We start from the raw sequence: 14938 nt of genomic DNA, 5'->3' as shown, positions 1-14938 counted from the left end.
AGTTTAACGTTTAGGGTTTAATCTATGGTTTTATATTCTTACTAAAGAAAATCTTTGCCGTTTCAACATCTTGGCGAATTTGTGCGGTAAGTTGTTCAAACGAAGGAAATTTTATTTCATTACGAATTTTATGGCATAGTTCCACTTGTAAACATTGCCCATACAAATCTCCAGTAAAATCAAAAATATGCACTTCTAATAATTGTTTTACCCCGTTTAGGGTTGGACGTTTACCAATATTTGCCACGCCATTAAAAAATTTTCCTGATTTTAACCGCACTTTTACCGCATAAACGCCCTGCACAGGATTGACTTGGCGATGCAACATAATATTAGCGGTAGGAAAACCAATGGTTCTCCCCAACTTATTGCCATGTACCACACGCCCTCGTATGCAATAAGGTTTGCCTAATAAGGCTTCTGCTTGGGCTAAATTATCCTGTGCCAAGGCTTGACGAATGGCGGTACTGCTCACACGCAATTGTGCTAAACAATAACTTTTATTATCTTCTACCACAAAGCCAAAGCGTTCGCCTGCCTGCTGCAATTTAGCAAAATCGCCCTCTCGTTTTTCGCCAAAACGAAAATCATCGCCAATGCTGAGAAATTTTACCTGCAATTTATTCACTAACACATTTTGAATAAACTGCTCCGCCGTTTGTTGAGCAAAGGCTTGGTCAAATTTTACCGCAAGCACATAATCCACACCTGCTTGGGCTAAATAATGCAATTTATCACGCAACCGCATTAACCTTGCGGGTGCTTGCTCGCCCATAAAATACTCACGAGGTTGTGGCTCAAATAACATGACCACCATAGGCAAAGCAAGTTGATCCGCTTTCTCACGCAAATGGCGTAAAATAGCTTGATGCCCGAGGTGAACACCATCAAAATTGCCAATGGTTAAAGCACAACCTTGAAATTGCGGTGGTAAATTATGTATGCCACGAATAAATTGCATTGTTTGCTCAGGGTTAGAAAATATCAAAAATAAGCATTATACGTGGATTTTATCCTTTCGCCAATAAATGATGTTTACGAATGCCCAACAATAAAAGCAATAATAAATAACTTAATACCGCAAGACTAATCAAGCCGATCAACCAATATAATCGTTGGTTAAATGCCATAGCATACCATTGGGTTAAGCTAGGATTACAATACCAAACCAACGCCCCCATAATCAAAGCGGCACATAAAATTTTGGCAAAAAACACCGCACTTTTACGGCTAAAATGGTAAATTTCTGCTCTTGCTAAACCACGATATAATAAGTAAGCATTTAAGGTAGCGGACAAAGCAGAAGCAATCGCCAAGCCCACATAACTAAACCAAATGGCTAAGAGATTAAAGCCCATATTACTAACCATTGCGATAATACCAATTTTGACCGGGGTCTTGGTATCTTGCCTTGCATAATAGCCATTAGCAAAAACTTTAATCAGCATAAAACTTAATAGTCCTGCATTAAATGCCCATAATGATAACGAGGTGGCTTGCACATCATTAAGGGTAAAACTGCCCCGCATAAATAACACTAACAACATGGGTTGAGCTAAGACCGCAATCCCAATCATCGCAGGCACACCTAGCAATAAAATCATACGCACACCCCAATCCATCGTCTGACGAAATTGTTGCATACTGGTGGCATTATCATGGCGATTAACGTGATGAGCCGCTAAGGCAGGCAAAATTACCGTAGAAATGGCGATACCGAACAAGCCTAAGGGAAATTCCAACAAGCGATCAGAGTAATAAAGCCAGCTAATTGAACCCGTCATTAAAAAACTGGCAATAAAAGTATCTAATAATAAATTAATTTGGCTTACCGACACCCCAAATAACGCAGGGATCATCAGCGTGCGTACCTTTTTAACCCCTTCATCATTCCATGCCCATTTAGGTTTAACCAATACTCCAGCTTTAATCAAAAAAGGAATTTGAAACAAAAACTGCAATAATCCACCAAGGAAAATACCAATGGCTAGGGCAAGATCGGGGCTTGAGGTATGTGGCGATAAAAAAATCGCACTGCCAATCATGGCAATATTCAACAAAACAGGCGAAAAAGACATCACACCAAACTTGCCCAAGGTATTTAAAATTGCCCCTGACAACGCTACAAAAGTAATAAACCACAAATAAGGAAAGGTAATTTTTAACAATAACGAGGCTTGGGTAAATTTATCCGCATTAGCACCATCATTGAGCCAATCAATAAACCAACCTGTACCAAAAATAGCCGCCACAATAGGCGAACCAACCATTGCTAATAAGGTTACAATACTGACTAAGCCCCCTAAAGTACCTGAAACTTTGCCAATAAACTCTCTGGTTTTATCCATATCGCCCTGTTTACGATATTCTGCCAACACTGGCACAAAAGCCTGTGAAAACGCTCCCTCCGCAAATAAACGGCGTAAAAAATTTGGGATACGGTTAGCAAATAAAAATACGTCAGCGGCAGCACTTGCCCCAATAATATTGGCAATAACCACATCGCGCACTAAACCCAATATTCTTGATAACAATGTCATTGTGCTGACAATAATGCCTGATTTTAAAAGACCTTTACTCAAAATAATCACGTTTCCTTAGAAAAATTTGTGCTTATTGTATAGAAAGCCTGTATTCTACGCAAAAAAACTGTTAAAATCTCGCCTACATCGTTATCCATAGCACCTAATCAACCAAAATTAGGGAATTAGAACGATGCTTAATCGGTTGTGTCTCACCGAATGATGGATAAAATTAATTTTTGATTGACAGAAGAATAAAAAACAGGCATATTTTACGCCTTTATTTTTCATTATTTAAACTAGATAAATTCTTAGGAGTTTGACCTTGGCTAATATCAAGTCAGCAAAAAAACGTGCGGTACAATCAGAAAAACGCCGCCAACACAACGCAAGCCAACGCTCTATGATGCGTACTTATATTAAAAAAGTTTACGCTGCTGTTGCCGCTGGTGAAAAAGCAGTTGCAGAAGCCGCTTTCGTTGAAATGCAAAAAGTTGTGGATCGTATGGCATCTAAAGGCTTAATCCACAAAAATAAAGCAGCAAATCACAAATCTAAATTATCTGCTCAAATTAAAAAATTAGCATAATTTAGTACCTTAAAGCCACCTAAAGGTGGTATAAACCAACAAAACCCACTAATCATTATGTTTAGTGGGTTTTATTTTGACCGCGTAAAAGCATCATTATTCAGAACATTAATTATTGAATGTTTATCTACTTCTTATTCATTTAACTTTATAAGGGCAATTATTAATAGGAGTATTTATTGAACTAATTAATAACATAATTATGTTGTTAAATAAAAAGTAAAGGGAGCCAAGTAGATTCCTCCCTCTTTTATATAGTCATTCCACCTCAGAATAATACTGTGTGGATTACCTTACCGTATTATTGTTGTCTTAGATTTGCCATTTTGTCTTATTTCAAATTAAGAAGGCTGTATAATCAAACCGTAACTTAATTCAAAACAAAAAACCATAATCACAAAACGCAATTATGGTTTTTATCCATTAAATAAAACTACCCTACTTCACTCACTTTCACAGGTCTTCTCTCATCTAATGATTTTTTAGCAGCGAGGGCGATGAGGACGGGTTGTAAGCCGTCATTGCCATTGACTTTGGTTGGCTTGTCGTTGACTACGGCATCAATAAAACAAATCATTTCATCGGCAAAGGATTGCATATAGCGTTCAAGGAAGAAATATTTTGGTTTTTCAGCAATAACACCACTTGCACAGGAATAAATGGCGGTTGAATCCGTATCATTGCGAGTTTGTACTGCTCCTTTTGAGCCAAATACTTCTGCCCGTTGATCATAACCATAAACGGCTTTACGACTATTATCAATCACGCCGATTGCACCATTAGCTAATTTTAGGGTAATCACTGCAGTATCAATATCCCCTGCCTCGCCAATGGCAGGATCAACCAATACTTGTCCCACTGCAAACACTTCTTCTACTTCGCTACCGGATAAATAACGAATCATATCAAAATCGTGAATGGTCATATCAAAGAACATTCCGCCAGATACTTTGACATATTCAATGGGTGGGGCATCAGGGTCACGAGAGGTAACACGAATAATATGAGGTTCGCCAATATCCCCAGCTTCAACACGTTGTTTAATGGCTTTAAAATTATGATCAAAACGGCGATTAAAGCCTACTTGGAATTTTACGCCTGCTTTTTCTACCGCTGCTAACACTTCACGAATTTTTACTGGATCTGCATCTACGGGTTTTTCGCAAAAAACGTGTTTTCCTGCGGTAGCGGCTTCAATGGAAATAGGGGCGTGAGTATTGGTTGAAGAACAAACTAATACCGCATCAATTTCTGGATCTTGCAAAATTTGGCGATAATCTTCATATACATTGGCAATTCCCATTTCTTTTGCCCATTGAGTAAGTTCTGGGGTAACTTTGACATCAGAAATCGCTTTAATTTCTGCACCTTTAACGTATTTAGTAATGCTTTCTGAATGTACTCGCCCGATACGCCCAGCACCAATAATTCCTAATTTAATCATTTTAGACTCCTGCAACTTGTTTAATATATTGACGGCCTTTTATGGCATATTCTAATGGATTGGCAATGGCGGGATCTTGTTCCGCTTCCACCACCATCCAGCCTTGATAATTATGTTTATCCAATAGCTCAAAAATTGGTTTAAAATCAATTACACCATCGCCCGGTACGGTAAATGTGCCTTTCACTACGCCCTCTAAAAAGCTCAAATCTTTGGCTTTCACTTCGGCAACCACGTCATCTCTTACATCTTTCAAGTGAACGTGGCAAATGCGATCAATATATTTTTCTAAAACCGCAAGCATTGCTTGCTGTGAGCCTTCGGAATAATACAAATGCCCTGAATCAAATAATAAATACACATCATCATTGACTTCCGCCATATAGCGATCAATTTCTTCTGGGGTTTGAATACCTGTTCCCATATGATGATGCAAACAGACTTTCATTCCTTTCTCTGCCGCCAGTTTGGCAAGTTCATTGTAGCCCTCTGCTAACAAACGCCATTCATCGTCATTAAATACGGTCTTTTCTTTAAAAATGGCTTTTTTCTGCCCTTGAATACTGCGGCTTTGCTCTGAGCAACCAATGACTTTTGCCCCCATTTCGTGCAAAAAATCACGATGAGCAATAAACTCTTTAATGGTTTGTTCCTTTTTACCGTCCACAAAAAAGGTACTAAACCACGCATTACAAATTTGAATTCCCCTTAATGCTAATTTTTGCTTTAAGATTTGTGTATCTCGAGGGTATTTACTGCCCACTTCGCAACCTGTAAACCCTGCCAATGCCATTTCACTGATACATTGTTCAAAGGTATTTTCTTTACCAATTTCAGGTAAATCATCATTTGTCCAGCCAATGGGGGCAATACCAAGTTTGACATTTTCTGCTTTCATATATTGTTCCTTCTGTTGAAGATGAATGATGAATTTTGTCTGTTTATAGCTTATCCCCCTAAAAGTGCGGTGGATTTTGCTAAAATTTTTGCTTAATAAACTCTCGCCTCTTTTAAACGTTGTTGTAATTCAGCATAGGCTTGTTGTACTCGCTGTTTACTTGATACCGCTGCCACACCGACGTGCCACCAACTGCCATAACCATGCACCATTGTTTTTGGTAACACTTTAATATCAATCAAGGTGGAAACCTGTTGTTGTTTCGCCTCTGCCAATGCCGCTCGCAATTCTTGTTCATTGGTAACTTTATAGGTTTTACAACCATAAGAGGCGGCATTCATCGCAAAATCCACAGGCACAAAACCGCCATCAAGCTGATGAGTTTCTGGATTTCTAAAGCGAAACTCTGTGCCAAAACTCTCCATACCATGCCCAATTTCTAAATTGTTGATACAGCCATTGGTCATATTGTCAAATAATATGATATTGATTTTCTTGCCCTCTTGAATTGAAGTAACCAACTCGGAATGTAACATCATATAAGAACCATCGCCTAACAAGGCATAGACTTCGCGTTGTGGCTGGGCAATTTTGACCCCTAATGCAGCATTAATTTCATATCCCATACAAGAATAGCCATACTCCAAATGATAAGTATCTGTGCCTTTCGTTTGCCAAGTGCGTTGTAAATCTCCCGGCAAGCTACCTGCGGCAGCGACAATCACGTCTGTTTCGGTTAGGCTTTCATTTAAAATACCTAATACTCTTGATTGGGTCAGTGTTGATCCTGTTAATTTAATAAACTCAGCAAACACTTTTTGTTGATCTAAGCAATCGTTCACTTCAGGCACAAAATCCTCGCCGGTATAAACTGCTTGGTGGACACGCTCAATTTCTTCGGCTAATAAGGCTTTTGCTTGCTTAATGGTCTCGCCCCATTGGCTTTGGTAACCTGTGGGTTGTAAAAGTGCGGTCAGTTTTTGCAATGTTTCCCTGGCATCAGCGGTTACTTGCGTACCGTCTAATTTATAAGCATCAAAACGAGCAATATTGATATTTAAATAATCTACCTCAGGGTGTTGGAAAATCCATTTTGATGAAGTGGTAAAGTCGGTATAACGTGTGCCAACGCCTATAATCAAATCCGCCTCTTTGGCTAATAAATTTGCCGCTAAACAGCCTGTTTCGCCCACGCCGCCCACATTTAAAGAATGAGCAGAAACCACCGCACTTTTGCCTGCTTGTGTTTCGGCAAAAGGAATATGAAATTGTTCGGCAAAGGCTTTTAATGCCTCAGCTGCCGCAGAATAACGCACGCCACCACCGCAAACAATCAACGGCTTACGTTTACGCTGGATTAATTGTAAAGCCGATTGCAACATTGCCTCGGTGGGCGGTGTTCGTTCAATGCGATGAATGCGTTTTTGTAAAAAATACTCTGGATAATCATATTCTTCGCCTTGTACGTCTTGTGGTAAGCATAAAGTAACCGCCCCAGTATCCGCTGGTTCGGTCAATACACGCATAGCATTAATACAAGCCGTCATTAATTGCTCAGGACGACTTATGCGATCCCAATATTTACTCACTGCACGAAAACCGTCATTGGTACTCAAGGTCAAATCGTGGAATTGCTCCATTTGTTGTAACACAGGATCAGGTTGGCGAGTAGCAAAGGTATCGCCGGGTAATAATAACAACGGAATACGATTAGCGGTTGCCGTAGCAGCAGCGGTAATCATATTGGCTGCACCCGGACCAACTGAAGAGGTGCAAGCATAGATTTTTTGGCGTAAATGCTGTTTAGCAAAACCAATGGCAGCATGTGCCATACCCTGTTCATTACGCCCTTGTCGCACAATCAATTCGCCCGCTTGTTGCTCTAAGGCTTGTCCTAAACCAAGCACATTACCATGTCCAAAAATCGCCCAAATGCCCTCTACAAACTTGCTGACCTTGCCGTCAAATTCAATATATTGGTTATCTAAAAACTTGACTAATGCTTGAGCAACGGTTAATTTTACAGTTTTCATGACCTCTCCTTTTTAACAACTGATGGGTACAGGATAATTCAAATTAACATTTCGTTTTCACTTACGATGAAGTTAGTATAAGTAAATTTTTATTTCAAATAAAAGAATAATGAAAAAATAATTTCATTTCTGTGATAGTGATCAAGTTTTTGTCCAACAAAGGCAAAGGAATGAATACATTTTTAAAACATTTATTCAGATTTCAACCGCGCTTAATCACAAAAACTATCGCAATAAAATCCCTTTATTCTTGCCACAAAATGCAGTAAAGTGCGAAACCTTTAACCTTATTAACAAATAGGAAAGTAATATGAATAAAACGATTTTTGTTGCAGGGGCAAGTGGTGTTATCGGCAAACCTTTATGTGCAATGTTGTTGGCAGAGGGGTGGACAGTGTACGGTACAACTCGTAGCCAAGCCAAAGCGGAAATATTAGCTCAAATGGGGGTTAAACCTGTGATCTTAGATATATTTGATCGAGATGCAGTGATTAATGCCATTGTTGCTGCCAAACCAACTGTCATCAGTCATCAATTAACCGATTTACCAGATGGCTTAGCCGCAGACCAAATGGAACAAGCCTTAGTGCGTAATGCTCGTATTCGTGAAGAAGGAACGGCAAACCTCGTTGCCGCCGCCGAGCAAGCTGGGGTAGAAACCTTTATTGCGCAAAGTATCGCTTTTGTGTATGAACCTAGCGAGCAAGTTTTAACTGAACAATCGCCATTATTGAATTTCGCTGATCCTGTGTATGGCGAAACAGCACGAGCAGTCCATAGCCTTGAACAGCAAACACTCAATGGAAATTTCGTAGGCATCGTGTTACGCAATGGACTACTTTATGGTAAAGATACAGGGTTTGAGCAACCTTTTGTTGGTATGCCCTCAGTCAATGTTGATGCCGCCGTTAATGCTGCTTTTCTTGCGGTTAAACAAACCCAATCCGCTATTTTCAATATTACTGATGATAGTGAAATGATAAGTAACCAAAAGGCTAAAACAGAATTAGCTTGGTCGCCTGATTTTCGTTTCTAAACAATAAGGGGGAATATTCTCCCTTTTTTCTTCTTCATTGCCCCGTTAATTATGGTCGTCTTACTTTAAAATAATTCAGTGTTAGCACGCTTCGCCATACTCGTTGTATTGAAACGACTATATATGCCATAAAAACTGCACAAAAAACCACCGCACTTTTTTGTTGATTTTGGCAAAAATTCCATAAATCTGTGATCGATCTCGCAAATCTTTAATTTCAATCATAATTTAAATTGAAATGTATATTTCATTTTTGTTATAACTAGAATGAAAAATAAACCTAGTGGTGGAGGAAAAATTATGCGTACAGCAACACCAAGAAAGCATAATCTGGCTTACATTATCCGCATTTGTGCAGTCGCTTCCTTAGGGGGATTATTATTTGGCTATGATACCTCAGTTATTTCTGGGGCAATTGACGCCTTAAAAGTCTATTTTGATTTATCGCCTGCTGAAACAGGTTGGGCGGTGTCTAATGTGGTAATCGGTTGTGTGATTGGTTCATTATGTTCTGGCGAAATTGCACGCAAAATCGGACGCAAAAAAACGTTAATTATCGCCGCGCTTTTGTTCACAATTAGTGCCGTTGGTTCGGCACTTGCCACGACATTCTTTTGGTTTGTGGTTTATCGTATGATCGGTGGGGTGGCAGTTGGTTTAGCCGCTGCCATTTCGCCAATGTATATTGCCGAGGTTGCTCCAAAAGATTATCGAGGAACGGCTTCGGCTATGAATAACTTTGCCTTAGTCTTTGGGCAAATTGTTATCTTTTATGTGAATTATAAAATTGCACAGGGTATGACCGAACAATGGCTCGCCGAAGTCGGTTGGCGTTATATGCTTGGTTCAGAGGTTATTCCTTGTTTATTATTCTGTTTAGTGGTGGGCTTTATTCCAGAATCGCCTCGTTGGGACGCTATGCGTGGGCGTGATGATTTAGCACTTGCTACCCTGACCAAAATTTCTAATCCACAACACGCTAAAAATCTGCTGGCAGAAATTAAAGCCTCAATGTTAAAAGATGGGCAAGTGAGCAAACAAAAACTGGATTTTACCCGACGTGGTACGCTGTTTATTATCATTGTGGCGTGTTTACTGGCGACATTCCAACAATTAAGTGGGGTTAATGTGATGATGTATTATGCCCCAACGGTATTACGCTCTATTACTGGCAATATTGAGGAAGCGATGTTTCAAACCATTTGGATTGGCGTTGCACAATTAGCGGGGATCGGTATTGGGGCAATCTTGTTTGATAAAATTGGGCGTTTGCCATTAATGAAAACTGGGGCGATTGGAGCGGCTTTAGGTCTATTGATTACTTCTTATGCGATGTATAGCCAAAATCCGGGCTACCTTGCTTTATTTGGTATGATCTTCTTTATGATTTTCTATGCTTTCTCTTGGGGCGTGGGAATGTGGGTCTTAATTGGCGAGATTTTCCCAAATCATATGCGAGCCCAAGGCTTAGCCATTGCCGTATCCTTTAACTGGATCTTTAATTTCGTGGTATCACAAAGTTTCCCAATGATGAACGAACACCCTTATTTGCTAGAAAAATTTAATGGGGCATTCCCAATGTGGATTTTTGCAGGCTGCTGTATTATCGGTTTCTTCTTCCTTGTCCGCTATGTGCCAGAAACCAAAGGGGTATCGTTGGAAAAAATGGAAGATTTAATGTTAGACAAACTCAATCAGCGTCAAAGCAAAAACTCAAAATTAGCATAACTTAAATAGGAAGGAATAAATTATGAATAATGTAAACAAACCCCTTGATGTCATCTGTTTAGGTCGTGTTGCAGTGGACTTATATGGACAACAAATTGGTGCAAGATTAGAAGATGAAACAACCTTTGCCAAATATTTAGGTGGTTCATCAGGTAATGTGGCTTATGGTACGGCTATTCAAGGGTTAAAATCCTCAATGTTGGCGCGTGTAGGCGATGAACATATGGGGCGATTTTTACGCCAAGAATTGGAAAGCGTTGGGGTGGATACCAGTCATTTGATTACCGATAAACAACGTCTAACCGCCTTAGTGATTCTAGGTATTAAGGATCAGGATACTTTCCCTTTAATTTTTTATCGTGATAACTGTGCCGATATGGCAATCAGTAAAACGGATTTTAGCGAAGAATATATTGCCTCAGCTAAAGCCTTAGCCATTACAGGCACGCATCTTTCCCACCCTAATACCCGAGAAGCGGTGCTAACAGCTTTAGATTATGCAGGACGCAATGGGGTAAAACGTTTACTGGATATTGATTATCGCCCTGTTTTGTGGGGCTTAACTTCCCTTGGCGATGGCGAAACCCGTTATATTGATTCCGCTGCCGTTACCCAATCTTTACAAGAAGTGCTACACCATTTTGATGTATTAGTGGGAACAGAAGAAGAATTTCATATCGCAGGCGGTTCTACGGATACCCTCACAGCCCTTAAAAATGTGCGTCAAGTAAGCCAAGCCACTTTAGTCTGTAAACGTGGTGCATTAGGCTGTTCGGTATTTGAGGGTAACATTCCTGATGATTTAGACGGCGGACTAAATGTTTATGGGGTAAGGGTTGAGGTGTTAAATGTGTTAGGAGCAGGCGATGCCTTTATGTCAGGCTTATTACGAGGTTATATTAATGGTGAGGGTTGGCAACAGGCTTGTCGTTATGCCAATGCCTGTGGTGCATTAGTGGTTTCTCGTCATGGTTGTGCCCCCGCTATGCCAACCAAAATTGAACTTGATAATTATCTTAGCCGAGCGGAGTCTGTACCAAGACCAGATCTTGATGAAACCCTTAATCATTTGCATCGTGTTACTACTCGCAAACAGCAATGGGATAATTTGTGCATTTTTGCCTTTGATCATCGTAAACAATTAGAGGAAATGGCACAGAAGTGCGGTGCAAATTACCAAAAAATTACGGTACTAAAACAATTATTACTGCAAGCAGCTCAACAAGCCGCCCAACAAGAAAGTATTGCACAAGGGCAAGCAGGTATTTTAGCCGATACCACCTATGGACAAAATGCCCTTAATGCGATTACTGGACAAGGTTGGTGGATTGGACGCCCAATAGAGTTACCGTCCTCTCGCCCATTGCAATTAGAATATGGCGATTTAGGTAGCCAATTAATCAGTTGGCCAAAAGAGCAAGTCGTTAAATGTTTGGCTTTTTATCACCCAAATGACCCACAAGACATTAAATTACAACAGGATAGAAAGCTCTTTGAAGTTTATCAGGCTTGCTGTCGTACTGGACACGAATTGCTGATTGAAATTATTTTACCAGCGGATATGCCACAACAAGAAAGCCATTATGCGGAAATATTGCAACACCTTTACAGCCTTGGCATTAAACCAGATTGGTGGAAATTACCAAGCCAAAGCCAAGCCAGTTGGCAAACGCTAAGTGCGATTATTCAGCAATCTGATGCCTATTGTTGTGGTATTCTGATTCTTGGCTTAGATGCCCCTGAACAGGTTTTTGATGCCAGTTTCCAAGCGGCAAAAGATATCCCTCTAGTTAAAGGTTTCGCTGTGGGACGCACCATTTTCGGCGAACCTTCAGCTCAATGGCTAGCAGGGCAACTTGATGATCAAGAGCTGATTACACAAGTGGCACAACGCTACGGCAATTTAATTCGATTGTGGAAAAAATATCGGAGTTAATTCAATTCTTTAATCTTAATATAGTCGTTCCACTTTAAAATAAGACAAGGCGTACCAACGCTGTATTATTTTAACGTGGGACGGCTATAAAAATAGGTATCTATTTTTGTAACTCAAATTCGCCTAGCTCTAAACAATTCCCCCCTCAATGAGTAAAAATGTTAGCCTATGGGCTAATTTCATCATCATAATATAGTTGTCCCACGTTAAAATGATACAGCGTTGGTACGCCGCGCCGTACTACTTGTACTGTCTTCGGCGTACCGCTTTGTCTCATTTTAAATTGAAACGACTATAGTAACCAAGTATGATAAAATTCAAAAAATATACCACTGTACTGTATTATGAATGTTTAATTAAGGAAAATATATGCAGAAAAATCAAATTGATACTAAGCAAACTCAACAAATCATCGCAGATTTACTGAATGATGGTAGTGATCCTGATGCGCTTTATATTATTGAGCATCATGTGGCTCATCATAATTTTGACCAACTAGAAAAGATTGCAGTTGATGCTTTTAAAGCTGGCTATGAAGTTTCGGAGGCAGAAGAGTTTGAAGATCAACAGGGTAAACTCATTTATTGTTTTGATATTATTGCTGAAATTCCTTTAAAAGCCGCATTAATTGAATCTCAACAGCAAGAAATTTTACCGATTATCAATAAACATCAAGGTATTTATGATGGTTGGGGAACGTATTTTGAAGATCCTAATAGTGATGAAGATGAATATGGTAATGACGGTGAATTTTTTGATGATCGAGATTGATATAGCTTGAATTGAGGAAGAAATATTTTTAACCGAGTAGTTAAATGTAATCCCTCTATTGGCAGTATAAGGTGTAATGGAAAATGGTTGCTGAAAAAGTAGTTTAATACCTTATAGTACGAGGTTTTACTCAACATTTTTGCCCATTGTGCTTAATACTAAGTAATACAATAAAAAAGGAAGAACATTGTTATTCTTCCTTTTGATTGTTTGGTTAATTATTTACCATAATGATCTTCAAGTTTGGCTTTGTGTTTACCTTCTGCCACCATAACGATGAACATCAGTAATACCGCTAAAACACCGCCACCAATCATCACATAAAAACCGCCGTCCCAGCCGTAATGCTCAGCCGCCCAACCTACGACTGCTGATGCCGATACAGTACCACCAAGATAACCAAATAAGCCTGTGAAACCTGCTGATGTACCTGCTGCTTTTTTCGGTGCAAGTTCGAGAGCGTGTAAACCAATCAACATTACAGGACCATAGATTAAGAAACCGATAGTAGTCATTAAAATGAAGTCCGTTAATTGATATGGATTTTCATACCAAGCATGACCTGCATATTGAGCAATTTCATTATCAGGTGTTGCTGGGTTTAGCCATAGTGCCGCAACTGCAATCGTAGTTAAGATCATAAAGACAAAACCTGTTACCCCACGTTTGCCTTTAAAGATTTTATCGGATACCCAGCCGCATAATAATGTCCCTGGGATTGCGGCTAATTCATAAATGGTGTAAGCCCAAGCTGTACCTTTAATATTAAAATGTTTGACTTCGCTTAAATAAACTGGCGACCATTTTAATACGCCATAACGAATTAAATAGACAAAGACGTTAGCAATGGCGATATACCATAATAGTTTGTTTTTTAAGACATAAGTAACAAAGATTTCTTTTGCGGTAAGTTCTTGCTCAGATTTTTTCTCATCATAATTATCAGGATAATCATTACGCCATTTTTCAATCGCTGGTAAACCGCAAGATTGAGGGGTATCTTTCATTACAAAATAAATAGGAATAGATGCAATCATTGCCGCAATGCCCGGATAATACAAAGCTTGTTGCCAAATATCTTTGGCGGTAGCCTCTACGCCATGGGTTGAATAGTAAATCGCTCCTGCTAACAACACCATCATACCCGGCACCATACCGCCTAGGTTATGTGCACAGTTCCAAATTGACACGATTGAGCCACGTTCTGACTTAGACCACCAATGCACCATTGTACGTCCACAAGGTGGCCACCCCATACCTTGGAACCAACCATTTAAGAAAATTAAGGTAAACATCACTAAAATACCTGATGTTGCCCAAGGCATTAAGCCCATTAAGGTCATACATAAACCTGACAACAATAGCCCAAAAGGTAAAAAGACTTTTGGATTAGAACGATCAGAAAGGGACGCCATAAAGAACTTTGATAAACCGTAAGCTAAACCAGCCCCTGTACCAATAATCCCCAATTCGGCTTTGTTATACATTCCTGATGCAATTAAACCGGGCTGAGCTAAATCAAAGTTAGCACGCACAAAATAATACGCCGCATAACCGAAAAAGATCCCTGCAAACACTTGCCAACGCAAGCGTTTATAGGTGGAATCTATTTTGTTGGCAGGAAGTTCCGCAATATGCGGTGCAGGTTTGAATGGACCAAACATAAATATCTCCAATTAAATGTAGTTTATAAAACGTAAAATAGGGTAATTTTGCTAAGGCAAGATAACATAAAAATAAAATACATAGGAAAGTTTGTTGATTAAATGTGATAACTATCACAATATAAATTTTCTTTTTGAGCGAAAAATAACAAAAACAACCTATTTTGTTCAAGTTTATGTTCTTTTTTGCCTATTTTTAGGTTTGTTTTGTTTAATTGTGAAAGAGGATTGATTGTAGAGGTAAAGAGGAATAACTAAATAGGCAATCCTAGAAAATAGTTCCTTTCTCTAAATGTGTAGAGGTTCCACTTTAAAAT

Annotated in this window: 11 protein-coding genes; 5 read left to right on the top strand and 6 right to left on the bottom strand. The window is 39.4% G+C overall.

Features of this window, described 5'->3' with window-relative positions:
* Positions 1 to 22: 22 nt before the first annotated feature.
* Entirely contained in the window at positions 23 to 961 is a 939-nt protein-coding gene (ribF, locus tag A6A20_RS06875) for a bifunctional riboflavin kinase/FAD synthetase (protein ID WP_279572746.1), read from the bottom strand.
* A 49-nt stretch (positions 962 to 1010) separates the two neighbouring features.
* Positions 1011 to 2582 carry a murein biosynthesis integral membrane protein MurJ gene (gene murJ / locus A6A20_RS06870; protein ID WP_279572745.1) on the bottom strand — a complete coding sequence of 524 codons (1572 nt, stop codon included), beginning with the start codon at positions 2580 to 2582 and terminating at the stop codon, positions 1011 to 1013.
* A gap of 265 nt (positions 2583 to 2847) precedes the next feature.
* Here murJ and rpsT point away from each other — a divergent pair, with 265 nt between their 5' ends.
* A complete protein-coding gene (rpsT, locus tag A6A20_RS06865; RefSeq protein WP_017805402.1) occupies positions 2848 to 3111 on the top strand; it encodes a 30S ribosomal protein S20 in 264 nt (87 codons plus the stop codon).
* Positions 3112 to 3544: 433 nt separating this feature from the next.
* On the opposite strand, the gene iolG is transcribed toward rpsT, so the two are convergent.
* The 3 genes from iolG to iolD all read right to left on the bottom strand — a co-directional run bounded on the left by iolG (position 3545) and on the right by iolD (position 7486).
* Positions 3545 to 4555: an inositol 2-dehydrogenase gene (gene iolG / locus A6A20_RS06860; protein ID WP_279572744.1), complete on the bottom strand. Its 1011-nt coding sequence runs from the start codon at positions 4553 to 4555 to the stop codon at positions 3545 to 3547.
* A gap of 1 nt (position 4556) precedes the next feature.
* The gene (iolE, locus tag A6A20_RS06855) at positions 4557 to 5453 is read right to left on the bottom strand and encodes a myo-inosose-2 dehydratase (protein ID WP_279572743.1); all 897 of its coding nucleotides are present in this window, start codon (positions 5451 to 5453) and stop codon (positions 4557 to 4559) included.
* A 92-nt stretch (positions 5454 to 5545) separates the two neighbouring features.
* Positions 5546 to 7486: a 3D-(3,5/4)-trihydroxycyclohexane-1,2-dione acylhydrolase (decyclizing) gene (gene iolD / locus A6A20_RS06850; protein WP_279572742.1), complete on the bottom strand. Its 1941-nt coding sequence runs from the start codon at positions 7484 to 7486 to the stop codon at positions 5546 to 5548.
* A gap of 310 nt (positions 7487 to 7796) precedes the next feature.
* Between iolD and A6A20_RS06845 the strand changes: the two genes are divergently transcribed.
* From A6A20_RS06845 to rraB, 4 genes are all read left to right on the top strand, one after another.
* Complete coding sequence (locus tag A6A20_RS06845) at positions 7797 to 8522, top strand: NAD-dependent epimerase/dehydratase family protein (protein WP_279572741.1); 726 nt, start codon at positions 7797 to 7799, stop codon at positions 8520 to 8522.
* A 300-nt stretch (positions 8523 to 8822) separates the two neighbouring features.
* Positions 8823 to 10250: a sugar porter family MFS transporter gene (locus A6A20_RS06840; protein ID WP_279572740.1), complete on the top strand. Its 1428-nt coding sequence runs from the start codon at positions 8823 to 8825 to the stop codon at positions 10248 to 10250.
* Between the two features lie 22 nt (positions 10251 to 10272).
* Positions 10273 to 12186, top strand: coding sequence for a bifunctional 5-dehydro-2-deoxygluconokinase/5-dehydro-2-deoxyphosphogluconate aldolase (locus tag A6A20_RS06835; protein ID WP_279572739.1), 1914 nt, complete (start codon positions 10273 to 10275; stop codon positions 12184 to 12186).
* Between the two features lie 369 nt (positions 12187 to 12555).
* Positions 12556 to 12957: a ribonuclease E inhibitor RraB gene (gene rraB, locus A6A20_RS06830; RefSeq protein WP_279572738.1), complete on the top strand. Its 402-nt coding sequence runs from the start codon at positions 12556 to 12558 to the stop codon at positions 12955 to 12957.
* A gap of 218 nt (positions 12958 to 13175) precedes the next feature.
* On the opposite strand, the gene glpT is transcribed toward rraB, so the two are convergent.
* Positions 13176 to 14621 carry a glycerol-3-phosphate transporter gene (glpT, locus tag A6A20_RS06825; protein ID WP_279572737.1) on the bottom strand — a complete coding sequence of 482 codons (1446 nt, stop codon included), beginning with the start codon at positions 14619 to 14621 and terminating at the stop codon, positions 13176 to 13178.
* Positions 14622 to 14938: the final 317 nt, after the last annotated feature.

Origin of the sequence: Volucribacter amazonae (assembly GCF_029783845.1) — a bacterium.
Classification (GTDB): Bacteria; Pseudomonadota; Gammaproteobacteria; order Enterobacterales; family Pasteurellaceae; genus Volucribacter; species Volucribacter amazonae.
The sequence above is the reverse complement of the archived record's forward strand: the minus strand, read 5'-3'. Positions and strand labels throughout refer to the sequence as shown.